Raw genomic sequence first — 19,624 nt, 5'->3', positions numbered from 1 at the left:
AGCTGGCACCACGGCCGACGCGCCTGGCGGATCGAGGTGGACGAGGCAGCCGCCGCGGTCGGTGTCATCCGGCGGGACATAGGCGCCAAGAGAGACCCGGCGGCGACGGCCAGGAGCGTGCCGCGCCGCCGTACTCCCGGCCCTCCGCCTGCCCGCCGTCCGGGCGTGCCGCCTGGGCAGGTCCCGGACGGCGCGGGACACCAGGCCGGGCACCGCGCGGTCGCCCCGCCGTACCAACCGAACGCACCGGCCGGGGTTGCCACGCCGCCGATTCGGCGGGTGCCACTCAGCGCCGCAGGTGCGGGTCTTGCTCGTGCCGAACCGGGAGAGCACGACAGCAATTCACGACGCGGTACGTGACCCGGTCGAAAGCTGACAGCGGTGGTCGATTCGATGGTCCTCTGATCCACTCGAGCGTGCTGGTGCATTCACCAACAGCAAGAGGGATCATTCACAGTTGGCCCAATTCTGGCCCTCGCGGTCGAAGTTCTCCCGGGGGATCACCTTGTCCACGAAGACGATCTCTGAGTCAACCCCGTTGGCCTCTGGAGTCTTCAGCGGAACGCTTTCTCCCCGCTGGATGAGGACCTGGCCGGGTTTGAGCTTCGCGAAGTCGGTCGCCCTGAAGCTGACATCGCGGATGTTGACCTGGCTGGAGGAACCGCCACGCTTCTGGTAACCACTGGCCGAATAGAGCACCCCTGGGCGCAGCACGAGCGGTTTCGGCTCTACCGTCCAACCGTCTTCGGGTGCATCCAGCCGGACAGATGCGCTCTGCCCATTGAGGGACGGTGCGATGAAGTCCACGTCGCTCACGACCGTCGCGGACGACGAAGGGCCTGGCAGCGAATCCAAGGCGCCCGAGTCGTCCTCGCGGTGGGAGATTGTCACACGCTCAGGAGCCGCTCCCTCGCACCATGACAAGACGATGACGGGGTGTCCCTGAGCGTCGATACTGACTCCGGACCACCCGCCTATGGGAGGCGAGCAACTCGTAACGCTCATGATTCCGATGACTGCCAGCCCGAGCCCGCACAAGCGCCGCATATACGCACGCTAGGCAAGACCAACGTTCATGGCACGGGGCGTGATCATAATGCCGTTCAACCGTGGCGGGGCCGTGCAGGGTGACCGGCGAACCCGGTCGGTTGGCCAGGGCGCTTACGAATCGAGCGGAACAGCGTCCGGAATCACCGTAGCCCCTCACCGGTCTTCACGTGGCTTCCGAGGGCCATCGTCGGCCCAGCACGGCTGCAAGGACAACTCGGGGAACACGCGGCCTGATCCTCACGGCGGTGGCGGGCGAGGAGAAGTTCCCGGCGCAACAGTGGTCGCTCCACCCGAGGTCAAGGTGGAAGGCGCTTACTCCATCCCGAGCCACCGGCGGGCTCCGTCGAGGACCATGGACAGCCCGTCGTCGAACCGCGCGTCGACGTTCCCGAACACCGCTCCACCCGGTGCCCCGGCGTAGCGCTGGTCCAGCTTGCCCGGCTCGGGGTACACAGCCTGCTCCTCGATCGTGAACCCGATGACGAAGCTGTAGACGGTGAACAACGCCATCGCCGCGCGCCGCTCGTCCAGCCCGGAGGCGATGCTCCGGCTCAGCGGCTGCTCGTCGTCCGGGTCCACGTCGCCGAGGTAGGTCCCGGAGAAGACCTTCGCGCCGTCGCGGTAGGCGAGCATCATCCGGCGTAGTACGCGGGCGCGGTGCGCGACGAGGTCCCACTCCTCCAGCGGCTCGGGCGGCTCCCGGTCGGCTGCGGCGTCCCTGTACATCTGCGTCGCCATCTCGTCGAGCAGTTCCTGCTTGTTCTTGACGTGCCAGTACAGTGCCGGCGCCTTGACCCCGAGATCGGCGGCGATCAGGCGCAGCGTCAGCCCGTTGAGCCCGACGTCCTTGAGCAGCTTCAGCCCGGAGCGGGCGATGTCCTGCCTGGTCAGGGCCATCTGTCGGAGCTCCTCGGGACGCGGGGTTGACACTTAACGATGTTAAGGGCATCCTCGGCAGAGTTCAATTTAACGCCGTTAAGGAGGCGGAATGATCGAGCTGACCGCAGAGGTGGTCGTCGCCGGGGCAGGGCCGACCGGGCTGATGCTGGCGAACGAGCTGGCGCTGGCCGGAGTCGACGTCGTGGTGCTGGAACGGCTCAGCGCGCGGAGCGGGTTGTCGAAGGCGCTGAACCTGCAGCCGCGCACGGCGGAGGTGCTCGACCTGCGGGGACTGCTCGGACGGGCGGAGCAGCGGTCGTTCGCGACCGTCGGGGAGGGGCATTTCGCGGCGATCCCGGTGAGCTACGCCGGCTGGGACACGCGGCACCCGTACCAGGTGGGCATCCCGCAGGGGGAGGTCGAGGCAACGCTGGAGGAACGGCTGGTGGAGCAGGGTGGGACAGTGCTCCGCGGGCACGAGCTGACCGGGTTCGTCCAGGACGCGACCGGCGTGACGGTCACGGCGGACGGCGCGCGCGTCCGCGCGGACTACCTCGTCGGGTGTGACGGTGGGCGCAGCGCCGTGCGGCGCGGCCTGGGGCTGTCGTTCGACGGCGTGCAGGGCCGGGGGTACGGCGTGGTGGCGGACGTGGTGTTCCGGGTGGCGCCCGCCGGTGTCCCGGAGCAGTGGCGGTCGATGCGGAACATCGTCGCGTCACACGGCGCGGGGGTGTTCCACACCCTGATCCCGTTGGGCCCGCCGGGTCTGTACCGGCTGGGGTACGGCGACCGCCTGCGCCGTCCGGCCGACATGCGCGCGAAGGTGACCGACGACGAAATCCGCCAGGTCGTGCGCGAGCGTTACGGCGAGGAGGTGGAGATCGAGGAGATCCGCTGGGCGTCCCGGTTCGCGGACGACTCGCGGCTGGCGCAGCGGTACCGTAGCGGCCGGGTCCTCCTGGCGGGCGACGCGGCCCACATCCACTTCGCGGCCGGCGGTCAGGGCCTGAACCTGGGCCTTCAGGACGCGATGAACCTGGGCTGGAAACTGGCGGCGGTGCTCCGCGGCCGGGCCCCCGCGGGTCAGCTCGACACCTACGAATCGGAGCGCCGCCCGGTGGCGGCCCGGGTGATGGACAACGTGGCAACCCAGTCGGCGCTGATCCCGACGACCGCGGAACAGCGGGCGGTGCGCGCTCTCGTCACGGAGCTGGCCGCCCTGCCAGAGGTCCAGCGCCACCTGTCCGGCCTGGTCTCGGGCCTGGACGTCCGCTACCCGGCCCCGCCGGACGCCCACCCGGCGACGGGCACCCGCCTGCCGGACTTCGAGCTGGAGCATGGCTACGCGAGCGACCTGTTCCACAGCGGCAGGTTCGTCCTCCTGACGACGGAGCCCGCACCGGCACCCCATCCCGACGTGACGGTGGCCGTCGTACCCCGACTGCCCTGGCCCGGCGTCACACGGGCGTTGATCCGTCCGGACGGCTACGTGGCGTCGACGACGGGATCGACCGAAGGCTGGATCGCCGCCTGAGGCGTACACACACCGCGATCACAAGGGAGCCACCGTGGCAGCTCACCCAGACGAAGGCAAGCTGGTCATCCCGACGGGAAAGAACAAAGGGCACGTTTTCCTCAGCGGTCCGCATCTATCGAGTGCTCGTCGACGACGAGGCTTCCGTGGCGTCGGCGTGAGCGGGCTCGGAGTACTGGGCCGCCCTCCCTCTCCAGGGACTCCAGCGAGTGGCCACGTGGTCATCACCGGCGAGGTGATGTCACGTTCCGTGTGGGATGTCTAGAGTCCTCCCTATGGCGGATGGTCCGCGGATGACCCTGCAGACGATGCTCGTGCTGGAAGAGCTGTTGTCCGACCCGGCCAAGCGCCGCTACGGGCTGGAGCTGTGCGAGAAGACGCGCCGGCCCAGCGGCACCGTCTACCCGATCCTGGCGCGACTGGAGCGTGACTTCGGGTGGGTCGAGCGCCACAAGGAGTCCGCGGCCGAGCACCTGGCCCAGGGGCGCCGCGCCCGGTACTCCTACACGCTGACCGAGAAGGGTGCACTCCGGGGTCGCGCCGCCCTCGATCGAGCCGAGCGGTCCCGCGGACCGGTCGCGGACGTGCGGTTGAGCGCCTTGTGAGCGGGGCGGAAAAAGATCGCCAAGGCCGCGAACCTTCCTCACCCGAGCGCTGTCCAACCCGCATGTACGACGGACATAAAGAACAGACCTCGGAAAGGGCATCCACAGATGCGATCGAAGCTGGCCACCCTGTTCCTCGCCACGCTCACCGCCGGCAGCTGTGTCCTCGCCGGCGCCTCTCCTGCCTCGGCCACGTCGCACTACGGCAAAAGCAAATGGATCAGCTCCGAGAGGGGCTGGCAGCACGCGGGAGTGTACGTCGAACCCGGTGACATGGTGCGGATCCACTACGTCAGCGGCCGGTGGACGGTCGACTACCGCGAGTTCCCCTACGTGTCCTCGGCCGGCTACGCCAGGCACATCGACCGCAGGATCTACCAGGAGTGCAAGATCTTCAGCAGGCATCCGCACGGCTCGATGATCGCGAAGATCAACGGAGACCACTACCGGGTCGGCAGCAGGGGCTTGATCCGGGCGCGCCAGGCGGGCTTCCTCCAGCTGCGCGTCAACGACGCCGACGGTTGCCTCAGCGACAACGACGGCTCCGTCCGTGTGAAGATCATGGTCACCGACTAGGGAGCCGTGTTTCCCGGAAGCGGCCTGGGGGCCGGTTCCCGGCCGCCGACGCCAGGCCGGCCACCGCACACTTGCCGCGCCGTACCAACCGAGCGGGTTGCCGCGCCGTCGTACACATACAGCCCTACGGCCAGCAGGCGTGAGCCGGCCTCTCCTGATGGCCGGGGCATGCTCGGTGAGCCGGTGCTTCGTTCCTCGGCACCGGCTCAGGGCACGGGTCACCTGTCCGTACGTTCTCACGCATGCCCACGTCGGAAATACGCCATCCGGCCGATGAGGCGCGCCGCAAGCTGGTGCGCCGGTGTCAGACGATCGGCTGTCGGGTGAGCCCCAGGTCGGTGCCCTTCGGCTCCTTGACCGCCGTGACGGCCGCCAGGGAGATCACGCAGAGCGCCATGATGTAGGCGCCGACCGACAAGGCGGATCCCGTGCTCTGCACCAGTGCCTGGGCGATCGTGGGTGCGAAGGCTCCGCCCAGGATGGCGCCGAGCGCATAGCCGATGGCCACGCCGGAGTAGCGCACCGAGACGGGGAACATCTCGGCGTACATGGCCGACATGGGCCCGTACGACAGGCCCAGGCCGATGCTCAGGACGATGATCGCCGCCGTGAAGAGCCAGATGCTGCGGGTCTCCATCAGCAGGAAGAGCGGAATCATCCAGACGAACACGAGCACGTAGCCGATCTGGAAGGTGCGGACCCGGCCGATCCGGTCGGACAGCACCCCGCCGTACAGGGTGAAGACCAGCCAGCCGACCGATCCGACGACCGTGGCGAGCAGCACGGACGGCCGGGACAGGCCCAACGTGGTGGTGCCGTAACTGATGAAGTAGGCGATGAGGAGGTACCCTGCGGCGTTGTTGGCCACGAAGATCAACGCGGTGAGCATCACGTTCTTGCTGTTGCCGCGGAACAGGTCGCGCAGCGGCGCGGAGGACGTCCTGGTGCGCTGCTGCAACTCCTGGAACACGGGGCTCTCCTCGACGGCCCGCCGCACCAGATAGCCGATGACGATCAGGGTCAGGGAGAGCAGGAACGGCACCCGCCAGCCCCACGTCTGGAACTGCTCCGGCGTGGTCACCGTACTCATGATCCACAGAACGCCGGTCGCCAGGATGAGGCCGATCGGCACGCCGATCTGGGGGAAGGCGCCCCACCATCCACGGCGGTCGCGGGGCGCGTGCTCCACCGCCAGCAGGGCGGCGCCGCCCCATTCGCCGCCCGCGGAGAAGCCCTGCAGGACGCGCAGGAGGATGAGGGCGATGGGCGCGGCCACGCCGATCGACCCGTAGGTGGGCAGCAGGCCGATGAGGGTGGTGGCCGCGCCCATGAGGAGCAGGGTCAGCACGAGCATGCGCTTGCGGCCCAGCCGGTCGCCGTACCGGCCGGCGACGATCGCGCCGAGCGGGCGGAACAGGAAGCTGATGCCGATCGTGGCCAGCGAGATGAGCGTGGCCAGGCCGGGGGCCTGCTCGTTCACCGGGGCCAGGAAGAGCGGGCCGAAGACCAGGCCGGCGGCCTGGGCGTAGATGAAGAAGTCGTACCACTCGATGGTGGTGCCGGCCAGGGTGCCGGCGAGGACCTTGCGGTCGTCGCGCGTCATGGCGCGTGGTTCGCTCGTCACGTGGGGCTCCGTTTCTTACTTCGGGGGGTTTGGCGCCCGGGTTGTCTGGACACCTGACTCGGGCCACTGGTCGAGCGCCGCGGCGAGTGCGTCCTGCGCGAGGTCTTCGGCCAGCCAGACATCGCGAACGACACCGGCCAGGCCGGTCCGGCGGATTTCGATCCGCCAGACCGGGTCGATCGCCTGCCGGGTCGCTGACGTCACTACTGCGCGGCGGTGCGCTCCGGGCGCATCCGCTGCTCGGCCGCCGCGATCTCGGCCGGGAAGGAGTCGTCGAAGTCCTCAGCGTCGAGGACCTTTCGGAGCTCGATCTCGCCGCCGCGGACCGGCGAGCGCTTGATCCACTCGATGGCCTCCTCCATCGAGGCGACCTCCCAGATCGAGTAGCCGGCGACCAGCTCCTTCGTCTCGGCGAACGGGCCGTCGATCACCGTGGTGTTGCCGTCGGCGTCGAAGGCGACCCGCTTGCCCTTGCTGGTCGGCTGGAGTCCGTCGCCGGCCACCACGACGCCCGCCTCGACGAGCTCCTTGTTGTAGAGGTCCATCGCCACGAACTCCTCGGCTGTACCGAACTCGCCGGACTCGGACCGCTCCGTAGCCTTGACCAGAACCATGACCTTCATCGCTGTGTTCCTTCGCGTCTGCCCGGGATCGGCCCCACTGGCCGATTCAACCGTGGCTCACCATGCGTCAAACGGGAAGGGACGGATTCGACATGACGCCGAAGCTTTTCTCGTCATCAACACCCGTCTGGAGCACCTTTTCGCGCTCGGCCGCACGTTGACGCACGGCCTGGGGGTACGGCAACGGGACACGCCAACCAACCGGTCATGCTCCGCCGATCGCTCCGGGGCCGAACAGCGCCTTGAGGTCGCCGTAGAACGCGGGCCCCGGAGTGACCTGGAAGGGTACGAGGTTCAGCAGCACGCTCCTGGCGCCCCGGCGATGCAGGCACACGTGGACGGGCGCCCGGCCGGGATGGGCGATCAGGATCTGCTTCAGCTCCTGCACGACCCGCAGGTTCAGCTGTGCCTCCTGGACCGAGATCACCACGGGGGGATGGGTGCCCGCCTGGGAGACGTCCAGGGTCGCGATCTCCTCGCTGTAGATGCTCATGGTCTCTTCGCGGACGTTGATCCGGCCGCGAACCGAGATGACGCGGTCCTCGACCAGCGTCTCGCCGTACAAGGTGTAGGTCTTGGGGAAAACGAGGCACTCCACGGAGGCGTCGTGGTCTTCGAGGGTGACGATCGCCCATGGGCTGCCCTGCTTGGTGACCTTGCGTTGCAGGCCGGAGACGATGCCGCTGATCCTGGTCATGCCGTCTTGACGTCCGGACGCGAGCAGGTCGGCAATGGTGGTGTCTCGGTTGGCGGACAGGACGCTTTCCGCGTCGTCGAGCGGATGGCTGGAGACGTAGAGCCCGAGCATCTCGCGTTCGAAGGTGAGCAGGGTGGCCTTGTCCCATTCGCCTTGGGGGATCGTGACCGAGAAGGCGCTGCGTTGGCCGGGCTCGCCGAACAGCGAGTCCTGGCCGTGCGCCTCGTTCCGCTTGACGTCGACGACCGCGTCGACGGCCTGCTCGTGCACCGCGACCAAGCCTTTTCTATGGTGCCCCATGCTGTCGAAGGCGCCCGCCTTTGCCAGCGACTCGATGACGCGCTTGTTGCAGACGACGGACGGGACCTTGGCGAGGAAGTCGTTGAAGTCGGTGTAGCGGCCCTCAGCTTCACGGGTGCGGACGACGGCGTCCACGACGCCGGCCCCGACGTTGCGTACGGCGCCCAGGCCGAAGCGGATCTCGGATCCGACAGCGGTGAAGTCGAGCCGGCTGGCGTTGACGTCGGGCGGTAGCACCTTGATGCCCAGGCGCCGGCAGTCCGACAGGTAGACGGCCATCTTGTCCTTGTCGTCGCCGACGGAGGTCAGTAGTGCGGCGAGGTACTCGCACGGGTGGTTGGCCTTGAGGTAGGCGGTCCAGTAGGAGACCAGGCCGTAACCCGCGGTGTGGGACTTGTTGAAGCCGTAGCCGCTGAAGGGGACGAGGACGTCCCAGACTGCCTTGACGGCCTCTTCGGAGAAGCCGCGTGCGCCCATGCCCGTCGAGAAGCGGTCCCATTCGGCGTCGAGGACCTCCTTCTTCTTCTTGCCCATGGCCCGCCGCAGCATGTCGGCGGCGCCGAGCGAGTAACCGGCGAGCTGCTGGGCGATGGCCATGACCTGCTCCTGGAAGACCACCAGGTGGTAGGTGTCGCCCAGGATGGGCTCCAACGCCGCTTCCAGCTCGGGGTGGATCGGCTCTACCGGTTGCCTGCCGGTCTTGCGCAGTGCGTAGTTGGTGTGGGCGTTCATCTCCATCGGGCCAGGCCTGTACAGCGCGTTCACCGCGGCGATGTCGGTGAACGTGGTGGGCTGCATGAGCCTCAGCAGCACCCGCATGCCGCCGCTGTCCAGCTGGAAGACGCCGAGCGTGTCACCGCGGGCGAGCAGCTCGTACGTCGTGGGGTCGTCCAGGGGAATGCCGAGAACGTCGATGTCGACGCCCTTGTTGGCGCGGACGTTCGCGATGGCGTCGCCGATGACGGTGAGGTTGCGCAGGCCGAGGAAGTCCATCTTCAGCAGGCCCATGTCCTCGGCCTGGGTGAAGGGGAAGCCGGTGATGACGGGCCCGTCCGCTTTGGGCTTGACCAGGGGGATCACGTCGATGAGCGGCTCGCGGGAGAGGATCACGCCCGCGGCGTGGATTCCGGTGCCGCGCGTGAGGCCCTCGATGCCGGCGGCGGTGTCGATCACTTGTCTGACGTCGGGGTTCTGCGCGTACATCTGGCGTAGCTCGGTGGCCTCGCCGTGGCGCGGGTGGCGCGTGTCGTGGATGGCGGCCAGCGGGATCTCCTTGCCGCCGTCCGCGGCCGGGAACGCCTTGGTGATGCGGTCGCCCAGGGCGTACGGCAGGCCGAGCACCCGGCAGGAGTCCTTCACCGCGGCCTTGGCCTTGATGGTGCCGAACGTGACGATCTGGCAGACCCGGTCCTCGCCGTATTTACGGGTGACGTAGTCGATCATCTCGTCGCGCCGCCTGTCGTCGAAGTCGAGGTCGACGTCCGGCATGGTGATGCGCTCGGGGTTGAGGAAGCGTTCGAAGATGAGTTTGTGCTCGATCGGGTCCAGCTGAGTGATGCCGGTGCAGTAGGCGACCATCGAACCGGTGGCGGATCCGCGGCCGGGGCCCAGGCCGATGCCGTTCTTCCTGGCATACCGGCAGATGTCGGCGACCACCAGGAAGTAGCCGGGGAAGCCCATGGCGTCGATCACCGAGAGTTCGTAGTCGATGCGGTCCAGCACCTCCTGGGGAGGGTGGTCGCCGTAGCGGTGGCGCGCCCCCTGCAGGGTTTCCTTGCGGAGCCAGGTTGACTCGGTCTCGCCCTCGGGCACGGGGAAGCGGGGTGTCAGATCCCGGTGAGCGAACACCTCGCCGTAGTCGCCGACCCGTTCGGCCACCAGCAGTGTGTTGTCGGTGGCGCCGGGGACCTCGGCGTCCCACAGCGCGCGCATCTCCTCGGCGGACTTGACGTAGTAGCCGCTGCCGGTGAACCGGAAGCGGTCGGGATCGGCGAGCCGCTTGCCGGTGCCGACGCACAGCAGCGCGTCGTGCGCCTGTGCCTGGTCCTCGGTGACGTAGTGGGAGTCGTTGGTGGCCAGGGGAGGTAGGTCGAGCTCCTTGCCGAGCTTCATGAGCTCGTCGCGGACGCGGCGTTCGATGGCGAGACCGTGGTCCATGAGTTCCAGGAAGTAGTTGTCCTTGCCGAAGATGTCGCGGTAGCGGGCGGCAGCCTCGACTGCCTGGGCGTACTGGCCGAGCCTGAGTCTGGTCTGCACCTCGCCGGAGGGGCAGCCGGTCGTGGCGATGATTCCTTGGCCGTGTTCGGCGAGCAGTTCATCGTCCATGCGCGGATATTTCTGCACGTGCCCTTCGAGCCAGGCCCGGGACTGCAGGCGGAAGAGATTACGCAGGCCCCTTGCGTCGGCCGCCCACATCGTCATGTGCGTATACAGGCCGCGGCCGGAAACGTCCCCGCCCTCGCCGGTGTCGTCGTCGGAGCGGCGCAACGAGACGTCCTCGCTGTAGTACACCGGCTTGCGGTAGTGCCTGGAGGCGGGAGCGACATACGCCTCGATGCCGATGACCGGCTTGATGCCCGTCCTGCACGCCGACCGGTAGAACTCGTAGGCGCCGTGCACGTTGCCGTGGTCGCTCATCGCCACGGCCGGCATGCCGAGTCGCGCCACTTCGTCCATCAGCAGGCCCACCTTGGCGGCGCCGTCGAGCATGCTGTACTCGGTGTGCACGTGGAGGTGCACGAAGGACCCCATCGGAAACCACGCCCCCTGGTTGTAGGCTCGGCTGCGAACCCGAGCATTCGACCCGAGAGCAGGCGTGGTTGTCCAACAATCGACACACCGATTCTTCACAACCAGAAGTTGTCCATAAGGTGCCGCTGGATCTGGATCTCGGTGCTGTTCGAGCCTTCACCGCCATCACCGAGGACCGATACTTCGGCGAGGCCGCGACCCGGCTGGGAATCAGCCAGCAGGCCATCTCCAAGCGCATCGCGAAGCTGGAGTCCGATCTCGGCGTCCGCTTGTTCTTCCGCACCCGTGCGGGGGCGGACCTCACCGAGGACGGCAGGGCGTTCCTCCATCACGCGCGCTCCCTGGTCAGCCTTGCCGACCAGGCGGTCGACCTGTTGCGCGGTCGTCGCCGCGCACTTCGGGTCGACGTCCTGGACACCCGGCTGCGGTCCGTCGAACTGCTCCGGGCGTTCCATCAGACCGTCGAGGACGTGGACATCGAGATCCTCACCTCGAACGGGCTCAGATCGGCGCACGGCGCGCTCACCCGCGGATCCGTCGACGTGTTCTTCAGCCGTGTCATCGGGACGCTGGACGAGGAGCTACGCCACATCCCGGCGTATCTGGAACCGGTGCATCTTCTCGTGAGCCGTGATCACCCGCTTGCGGGCCGGCAGCACGTCGAGATGGAACGCCTGTCCGGATCGACCGTGTGGATGCCCGGGAACACCCCTGGCAGCGAGTGGGCAGACTTCTACAACGTCCTGGGCGCGGCGTTCGACATCCAGATCGACACCTCGGGGCCCGACTTCGGCTGGGAGCACTTCATGGAGCGGATCGGCTCCGGTGAGTGCATCGGCTTCGGCGGTGAAGAGCTGCGGTTGCCATGGAATCCGCGCACCGTGCAGATCCCGCTCGTCGATCCCGCGCCCGTCTATCCGTGTTCACTGCTGTATCACCGGCAGAACCACCATCCGGTGCTGGCTCTGCTCACCCGTTTCATCCAACGCGGTTTCCGACCGTTCGACTCGGAACGCCAATGGCTGCCGGCCCCCGACCGCGCCGCCTTCACCGTGGACCCCACCTGAACATCGGGCACACGCCGCCGACGTCACGACGTCATGCTCCACTCGTGCTGGCGCGCCCTGGGAGCCGGCTCATCCGGCTTCGTAGCCGGGCCCGGAAGCCGGCTTCGGGCGAACAGAAACCCGGCTTTCGGCCGGTGGGTGACCGGCAGCGGAAGGGTCGGTGAATTGGGTCGTCACCAGTTGCCCGGTGTGGAGCGATCACTGCAGGGTGGGGTATCGACCGCCGTTCCCCCACGACGGAAGTGCGTGCCCGTGCGTCTGCTGGCGTTCCTCATCCCTGTTGTTGCCTTGCTCCTCCTCGCCGCTCCGGCGCAGGCGCACATCCGCGCGACCTCGGTCGCGGTCGACCTGCGCGGCCAGGGCGACGGCGTCGCGGCTGTCGTCGACGTGGAGTACGACGTCCTTGGCCGGCTGCTGGGCCTCGACGGTGTCCTGGCCCCGGACGCGGTCGGCGTGGACGGTGCGGCCGCCGAGGTGCCGACCGAGGTGCGGCGCAGTTCGCTGAACGCGCACGCGAGCGACGTGGCGGCGTACGTCGGCGGGCGGCTGCGGCTGAGCCGCGGCTTGATCGGGTGCACCGCCCAGGACGACGCCCGCGTCGAACTCGCCGACTCAGGCGCGGTGCAGGTCGCGCTCGCCTACGACTGCCCGGCCTCCGGCGCGCTCACCGTCCGCAGCGACATCTTCCACGCCTCCGACGGCGTCGTCGACGAAACCACCACGATGGTCGCCTACGACGTCGATGGCCACCGCGGTTCGACGTTGCTCGACATCGCCCGCACCAGCGTCACGGTGGGGAGCACGGACCTGCTCAGCGAGATCCCGCGGTTCGTCCGGCTCGGGGCAGAGCACCTGCTCTTCGGGCTCGACCACGTGCTGTTCCTGCTGGCGCTGCTGCTGGGTGCGAAGCGGCTGCGGGACGTCGTCAAGGTCGCCACGGCCTTCACGGTCGCCCACTCGGTGACCCTGGTGCCGGCCGCGTTCGGCTGGGTCAGCGTGCCCGGGTGGATCGTCGAGCCGCTCATCGCGCTGTCGATCGCGTTCGTCGCGCTCGACAACCTGCTCTCGCCGAGGACGAGCCACCGGCTGCCCGTCGTCTTCGGCTTCGGGCTGCTGCACGGGCTCGGCTTCGCGGGCGCGCTCAGCGTCGACGGGCCGCTGTCGGCCGCCACGCTGGCCGACCTGGTCTCCTTCAACGTCGGCATCGAACTCGCCCAGTTGGCGATCATCGCGCTCACCTTCCCGGTGCTGCTGTTCCTGCGCAGGGTCGCGACCACGCCGGTCGCCGCTCGCGCCCTCACGCTCGGCACCGTCGCGGCGACCGTCGCCGTCGCCGGTGCCGGTCTGGTCTGGTTCGTGGAACGCTCCCCGCTCCTGGCCTGACACCCCCTCTCCCCACTCAGAAGGATCCCGATGTCCGCGTTAACCTGGACACGCGCGCGCCTGCGCGTCGTCCTGTACACCACCACGCTGGCGCTCGCCGCCAGCGTCGTGGCGGGCCCGCTCACGTCGTACGCGGCGAACGCGATCGACCCGCCGGAGGCCACCGTCAGCGGCGTCGTGTACGTCGACGCCAACGGCGACGGCCGGCGAGACCCCGACGAGGCCGGCCTGGCCGGCGTGCGCGTCTCCGACGGCAGGGTCGCCACCACGACCGCCACCGACGGCTCCTACTCGCTGACGATCTCCACCGACCGTCGCAAGACGGACATCGTGTGGGCCGGCCAGCCGCGGGGCTACCGGTTCGGCCTGGACGCGTACAAGGAGCCGAGGTTCTGGGCCAACCTCGGCGAGCTCGCCGACGACGCCACGCCGACGGCGGACTTCGCGCTCATCCGTGACGAGCTCTCCGACGGCGACACCTTCTCCTGGGCCAACATCGCCGACCCGCACGTCAACGCACAGCTGCCCGACCAGATCCGCGAGATCAACTCCACGGGCACCGACCTGCGCTTCATCGCGGTCAGCGGCGACCTCACCAACGACGCCAGCCAGGGGCAGTTCGACACGTATCGTCGCGGCACCCAGCAGTCGGCCGTCGGCGTGTGGCCGGCCGTCGGCAACCACGAGTACGCGAGCGGCTCGGCGTACGCCGACAAGATCGACAACTATCGCAAGAACGTCGGCCCGGAGTGGTACTCGTTCAACTACGGCAACCGGCACTTCGTGGTGCTCGAGAACAACGGCTCGGCGCCGTTCGACGAGGAGCTGAACTGGCTCAAGGACGACCTCGCCGCGAGCGTTCCGCTCGACGACGACCCGACCAACGACATCGAGGTCGTCGTCCTCACCCACCAGCCGATGAACGTCCCGTTCGGCTCGCCGTCGACGTACGACGCCTTCGGTGACGTGCTCGAGCACTACAAGGCGCAGCTGATCCTGGTCGGCCACGAGCACTCCAACCACGTCGAGAACAACTCGGCGTTCGCCTCGACCGCCAAGCACATCCAGACCGTCTCCAGCTCGTACACCATCGACAACGCGCCCCGCGGCTTCCGCTACATCCACATGACCGGTCCTGGCTTCGACAACCCGTTCCGGATGTACGGCGAGAACGAGCACCTCACCATCGTCAGCCCCGCGCCGGGCTCGAAGGTGCCGGCCAAGGACTTCCCGGGCATCCAGATCAACGCCTACGACACCGGCGACGAGGTCGTCTCGGCGCGCTACCGGATCGCCGGCGAGAAGAACTGGATGCCGCTGCACCACAGCGGCGAGTTCACCTGGCAGAGCAACCTGCCCAACAGCCTGCAGACGGTCGGTGAGCACAACATCGAGGTCAAGGTGGTCGACGCGGCGGGCAAGACCTGGACCAGGTCGGCGGACTTCACCCTCACCGACGAGCCGGCGCTCAAGCCGGTCCCCGGCGGTGACTGGGGCCAGCACCACGGCAACGAGGCCCACTCCGGGGTGGCGCCGGCGCAGGAGGCCGGCCGCCGCCTGGCCTGGAGCTTCCGCACCGACGGCACCTTCCTCACCGGGTCGCCGGTCATCCACGACGGCGTCGTCTACGCGGGCACCCGCGACGAGAACGGCGACGGCAACAGCCGGATCCACGCCGTCCAGCTCAAGAACGGCAAGGAGCTGTGGAACTTCGAGGTGCCGCAGTCCATCCACGGCAGCCTCGCCTACGGCGACGGCCTGATCTTCGCGCCGACCCTCGGCTCGGAGCTCTACGCCGTGGACGCGGTGACCGGCAAGCTGCGCTGGAAGGCCGTGCCCGAGCAGGCGCCGGCCCCCAACAACCAGCGCACCTACGGCTACTACTCGCCGGCCGTCTCCGGCCACACCGTGCTCTGGCCCTACCAGACCCGCTTCGGCATCGGCAGCCAGGGCGTACTCAAGGCGCTGGACACCCGTACCGGGCGGCAGATCTGGGCCTCGCCGATGTCCGGCGCGACCATGAGCGACGGCACGCCCGCCGTCATGGACGGCACCGTGTACGTCGGCAACGAGACCGCCGACCGCGTGCTCGCCTACGACCTGGCCACCGGCGCCCGCAAGTGGACCGGAGCCGAGTCGCTCGGCAGCTGGCAGGACGGCGTACCGACCGCGGCCGAGGGCAAGGTCTTCATCGGCGCCAACAACGGCATCGCGGCCCGTGACGCCAAGACCGGCGCGACGCTGTGGACGTACAAGAGTTCGCGTTCTTCGCTCGTCTCGAGCGGCTCGACCCCGAGCGCCGCGGCCGTCAAGGACGGCGTCGTCTACATGGGCTTCCCGAGCGGCGCCGTCGTCGCCCTCGACGCCAAGACCGGCAACGTCTTCTGGGAGCGGGTGCTGCCCGGCGACGTCTACCACGGTGGCGTCATGTCCAGCCCGGTCGTGGCCGGCGACACGCTCTTCGTCGGCGCCAACAACGGCAGGTTCTACGCCCTGGCGACCGACACCGGCCAGATCCTGTGGAGCCACGAGATCGGCACCTGGGTGGGCGCCGGCCCGGCCGTCAGCGGCAACACCGTCGTGACGGGCGCCTGGGACGGCAACCTCTACGCCTACGTGCCGGGCGGCGAGTCCGCGCAGCGCTGGGCGACCGTGACCGGCACGGTCAGCGACCCGGAGACGGGCGCTCCGATCGCCGGCGCGAAGGTCACCGCCGTCGCCGCCGGTCAGGACACCGCGGTGACCAGCACCGACGCCCAGGGCCGCTACCGGATCGGCCTGACGGCGTCGACCTGGACCGTCACGGCGGCCAAGCGGGGCCTGATCGCCGACGACCGCTCGGTGGCCGGCGTCACGGTCGGCACCACCGGCAGCGCGACGGCCGACCTGAAGCTGATCAAGGTGAGTCACCCGGTCGCCGGCAAGTCGACGTACGCGCCGGACTACGGCAACGGCAGCACGCGCACGGACGTCGTCACCGGCAACGAGTACTACTACCTGGCCAACGACAGGATCCGGGCGTCCGTGACGCCGTACACCGCGGGCAACAACGGCGCCGGCGGTCTGGGGCAGGGTGCGCTGTCGGACCTCATGCTCAACGACGCCAACGGCGCCGAGACCCTCGACTGGGGCGAGATGCTGCTGCGTCCGAGCCTCACACCGCCCGACTCGTGGGACCGGCCGAACGACCAGCTCGACCTGCCCGACCTCGCGGTCGACGGCGCTGCCGTGGTCGGCAACGGTCAGTACCGGGCGAACCCAGCCATCAAGGCGCAGGTCCGTTACGAGACCCTGCCCGACGCTCCGATCGTGAAGATGACGGTCAAGCTGACCAACACCGGCACGACGGGCTACCAGGGCTACTTCACCTACATGATCGACCCGGACAGCTCGGTCGACAACGGCCGGATCCCCGGGTTCAGCGGCGTCAACCCGGGTCTGAAGACCTCGGGCTGGACCGGGAACTACGTCTACGTCGGCGCCGACGCGGCCACCACGAACGGCCAGGCCGCCCACGGTCTCGCGTGGGCGCTGGACACGCCGACCGCGGTCGGTGCGTACGGCTACGTCGAGGGTCTCTACTACGACGCCACGATGGCGCCCGGTGCCACCAAGCAGTTCAGCTTCTACCACCTGACCGACTACGCGACCGCCGGTGGCGACCCCACCCGCGACATCGCGAAGTGGGTCGACGACATCGACCTGCACGACGCGGCCGTCCCGGACACCGCTCGCGCGGCCGGCACGATCACCGCGGGCGGCGCCACCGTCTCCGGTGCCCGGGTCGCCCTTGAGCAGGCCGGCAAGGTGGTCGCGAGCACGAGCACCGACGCCCAGGGCAAGTACCTGGTCAAGGCCCCGACCGGTCAGTACGACGTCCGGGTGGCCAAGCTGGGCCACCAGACGGCCACCGGCACGGTCACCGTGCCGGCGGCGGGCAGCGGCGTCGCCGACGTCGCGCTGAGTCCGGTCACGGTCGAGGCGAGCTACGGCAAGCAGATCGGCTCGGGCCTGGTCGAGGCGGGCTACGGCGACGTCATGCTCGAGAACGACAAGCTCTCCATGGCGATCGCCGACGCTTACGACGACGCGCAGCTCTCCGGTGGCACCCGCGGCAAGCCGGTCGACCTCGCCGTCCGCGGCATGGCCGACCAGTTCGACTGGATCAACCTGCCCTACGTCTCGGCGACCCAGCCGACCGGCGGTAGCGCCTGGGACATCCGGTCGGTGGCGGCGACCGACGTCCAGATCGTCCAGGCGACCGGCGACAAGGCAGTCGTCCGGGTATCCGGGCCGGTCAACGGCTTCACGGGTCTGACGGCGACGACGACGTACACCCTGCAGCCGGGCGACGACTTCGCCACGGTCTCGACGGAGCTGAGCAACTCCGGGACGGCTCCACTCAGCGTGTGGACCGGTGACGCGATGGACCACGACGTGGCCGGCCAGGCCAGTGTCATCCCGGGCGCCGGCATCGTGGCGCCGGGTGCGACGGCGGCCTACGTCCCGACCAAGCCGTACATCGGCATGACCGGGACCGACCCGCAGGTCTTCGGTCTCGTCTACGGCACCCCGGCCGGCGCCTTCGACGTCTACGCCGCGGGCAACTGGGTGATGAGCCGGTTCCACGTCGACGTGCCGGCGGGCGGGTCCTACACCCTCACCCGCAAGCTCGTCGTCACGCCGGGCACTGACGCGGTGGGCATCCTCGACGGCGTCCCCGCGCCGTAACGCACCCCCACCACACGGGGCCGGCCCGGACTCCAACCGGGCCGGCCCCCGTGCGCCGTCGAATGGCCGGTCCACTAGCACTCTCGTCCGTGGCCGATCCATATGGTGAAATGCGCTCAAGCGACATCCCGCGCAGCCGCACGCCACCGAGGGCACACAGGCAGGGTGCGGGACGATGGGTCCGGACGCGGCGCCGTGCCTGGTCGGATCCGCCGAGAGCCTGCCGTTCGATGACCAGTCCTTCGACGCCGCGATGGCTGTTTCCTCCGTTCATCACTGGCAGGACCCGATGGCCGGCCTGCGCGAGATGCGGCGGGTCGCCCGCCGCGTGGTGGTGTTCACGCACGACACCAGTGACGCCGGATGGCGTCATCGGTTCTGGCTTACGCGCGACTACCTGCCCGAGGTCGCGGACCTCCTTGTCGGCCGGCCTTCGGTGACCGAGCAGGCCGACGTGATCGGAGCCCGGACGGAACCGGTGCTCATCCCGTGGGACTGCGCTGACGGCTTCTTCGAGGCCCACTGGCGTCGGCCGCGGGCGTACCTGGACGAGAACGTCCGTCGCGGGGTGTCGGTCTGGGCCAGAGTCGGGCCGGAGGCCGAGCGGCGCGCGGTGCACAGCCTCCGTGATGACCTCGCATCCGGCCGGTGGGCCGAACGCAACCGAGATCTCGTCGATCTCGACGCGGCAGAGCTCGGCCTTCGCCTGCTGATCGCCTGAACCTCTCATCCGGGCGTGTGTTCGTGCACCTTCCTCCGGCCGTCGACGGCCCGCGTGCTGCAATGGTGGCATGTCTCTGGACGAGCTTCGTGACCTGCTGGAACGGCATGCGCGTCCCGGTTTGGCCACCGCCATCGACGGTGTCCGGGTCTGCAAGGTCGACCACGCCGTTCCGCCGGAGTCCTCGATGTCCGGCACGGTGCTGGCGGTCGTCGCTCAGGGCCGCAAGCGTCTGGCGCAGGGGGACCGCGTCTACGACTACGGTGCCGGCCAGTACCTCGTCGCCTCGGTCGACCTCCCGGTGACCGGGCATTTCGTCGACACTGCCCGCCCCTCCCTCGCTTTCGGGATGACCCTGGAACCTGCCGTCATCGCGGAGCTGCTGCTGCAGACCGGACCGGGAGAGCTGCCGCGGTCCACCGGCACCGCGCCGCCGGGCATCGCGGTCAGTGACGCCCCGGACGAGTTGCTCGACGCTGTCGTACGGCTGCTGCGCCTGCTCGACCGGCCGGGGGACCGGAAGGCGCTCGTCCCGCTGGTCAAGCGGGAGATCCTCTGGCGGTTGATGACCGGGGAACAGGGTGACGCCGTCCGTCAGCTCGGCCTCGCGGACAGCAGCCTGAGCCACATCGAACGCGCTGTGCGGTGGATCCGGGAGAACTACACCCAGCCGTTCCGGGTCGAGGAGCTGGCGCGGCTGGCGGGGATGAGTGTCTCTGCTTTCCACCGGAACTTCCAGGCGGTGACGGCGATGAGCCCGATTCAGTTCCAGAAGCAGATCCGGCTGCAGGCGGCGAGGTTGTTGCTGGCGAACCGCCCCAACGACATCACCGGCGTAGGCCAGCGCGTCGGGTACGACAACCCGTCGCAGTTCAGCCGGGAGTACCGGCGCCAGTTCGGCGCCCCGCCCAGCGTCGACGCGGCGCGCCTGCGAGGTGGAGCCGGTCCGGCTGCGCCGGCGCTGCCGTGACTCCCCCTGAGCGAAGAGGATTGTGCAACCACGCGAAAGGATCGTGAAGGCCCGGCGCGCGCCGTGTTGCTTGCATGGATGTACCGGAACGAGCCACGAATTCCGCGACAATC

Annotated in this window: 13 protein-coding genes; 8 read left to right on the top strand and 5 right to left on the bottom strand. The window is 68.9% G+C overall.

Features of this window, described 5'->3' with window-relative positions; translation table 11 throughout:
• Nucleotides 1-447: 447 nt before the first annotated feature.
• Together ACIBP6_RS40995 and ACIBP6_RS40990 are read right to left on the bottom strand one after the other, a co-directional pair.
• Entirely contained in the window at nt 448-816 is a 369-nt protein-coding gene (locus ACIBP6_RS40995) for a hypothetical protein (protein WP_397059878.1), read from the bottom strand.
• 546 nt (nt 817-1,362) lie between these two features.
• Nucleotides 1,363-1,980, bottom strand: a complete 618-nt coding sequence (locus ACIBP6_RS40990; RefSeq protein ID WP_397059877.1) for a TetR/AcrR family transcriptional regulator C-terminal domain-containing protein — start codon at nt 1,978-1,980, stop codon at nt 1,363-1,365.
• Nucleotides 1,981-2,038: 58 nt separating this feature from the next.
• On the opposite strand from ACIBP6_RS40990, the gene ACIBP6_RS40985 reads away from it, so the two are divergent.
• From ACIBP6_RS40985 to ACIBP6_RS40975, 3 genes are all read left to right on the top strand, one after another.
• Entirely contained in the window at nt 2,039-3,463 is a 1,425-nt protein-coding gene (locus ACIBP6_RS40985) for an FAD-dependent monooxygenase (RefSeq protein ID WP_397059875.1), read from the top strand.
• A 275-nt stretch (nt 3,464-3,738) separates the two neighbouring features.
• Entirely contained in the window at nt 3,739-4,068 is a 330-nt protein-coding gene (locus ACIBP6_RS40980) for a PadR family transcriptional regulator (protein ID WP_397059873.1), read from the top strand.
• 108 nt (nt 4,069-4,176) lie between these two features.
• Nucleotides 4,177-4,644, top strand: a complete 468-nt coding sequence (locus ACIBP6_RS40975; protein ID WP_397059872.1) for a hypothetical protein — start codon at nt 4,177-4,179, stop codon at nt 4,642-4,644.
• A 304-nt stretch (nt 4,645-4,948) separates the two neighbouring features.
• Here ACIBP6_RS40975 and ACIBP6_RS40970 read toward each other — a convergent pair whose 3' ends face one another.
• The 3 genes from ACIBP6_RS40970 to dnaE all read right to left on the bottom strand — a co-directional run bounded on the left by ACIBP6_RS40970 (nt 4,949) and on the right by dnaE (nt 10,639).
• Complete coding sequence (locus tag ACIBP6_RS40970; RefSeq protein WP_397060285.1) at nt 4,949-6,247, bottom strand: MFS transporter; 1,299 nt, start codon at nt 6,245-6,247, stop codon at nt 4,949-4,951.
• A gap of 224 nt (nt 6,248-6,471) precedes the next feature.
• Entirely contained in the window at nt 6,472-6,891 is a 420-nt protein-coding gene (locus ACIBP6_RS40965) for a YciI family protein (protein WP_397059870.1), read from the bottom strand.
• A gap of 205 nt (nt 6,892-7,096) precedes the next feature.
• Entirely contained in the window at nt 7,097-10,639 is a 3,543-nt protein-coding gene (dnaE, locus tag ACIBP6_RS40960) for a DNA polymerase III subunit alpha (RefSeq protein ID WP_397059868.1), read from the bottom strand.
• Between the two features lie 68 nt (nt 10,640-10,707).
• Here dnaE and ACIBP6_RS40955 point away from each other — a divergent pair, with 68 nt between their 5' ends.
• From ACIBP6_RS40955 to ACIBP6_RS40935, 5 genes are all read left to right on the top strand, one after another.
• On the top strand, nt 10,708-11,706 hold the full coding sequence (locus ACIBP6_RS40955) for a LysR family transcriptional regulator (protein ID WP_397059866.1): 999 nt from the start codon (nt 10,708-10,710) through the stop codon (nt 11,704-11,706).
• 246 nt (nt 11,707-11,952) lie between these two features.
• Nucleotides 11,953-13,089, top strand: a complete 1,137-nt coding sequence (locus ACIBP6_RS40950; protein ID WP_397059865.1) for a HupE/UreJ family protein — start codon at nt 11,953-11,955, stop codon at nt 13,087-13,089.
• Between the two features lie 30 nt (nt 13,090-13,119).
• The gene (locus tag ACIBP6_RS40945; RefSeq protein ID WP_397059863.1) at nt 13,120-17,820 is read left to right on the top strand and encodes an outer membrane protein assembly factor BamB family protein; all 4,701 of its coding nucleotides are present in this window, start codon (nt 13,120-13,122) and stop codon (nt 17,818-17,820) included.
• 175 nt (nt 17,821-17,995) lie between these two features.
• The gene (locus ACIBP6_RS40940; protein WP_397059861.1) at nt 17,996-18,541 is read left to right on the top strand and encodes a methyltransferase domain-containing protein; all 546 of its coding nucleotides are present in this window, start codon (nt 17,996-17,998) and stop codon (nt 18,539-18,541) included.
• A 70-nt stretch (nt 18,542-18,611) separates the two neighbouring features.
• Nucleotides 18,612-19,511 (top strand): AraC family transcriptional regulator, encoded by a 900-nt coding sequence (locus tag ACIBP6_RS40935; RefSeq protein ID WP_397059859.1) that lies wholly within the window; start codon nt 18,612-18,614, stop codon nt 19,509-19,511.
• Nucleotides 19,512-19,624 lie beyond the last annotated feature (113 nt).

The organism is Nonomuraea terrae (genome assembly GCF_044465245.1).
GTDB classification, from domain to species: domain Bacteria; phylum Actinomycetota; class Actinomycetes; order Streptosporangiales; family Streptosporangiaceae; genus Nonomuraea; species Nonomuraea terrae.
The sequence above is the reverse complement of the archived record's forward strand: the minus strand, read 5'-3'. Positions and strand labels throughout refer to the sequence as shown.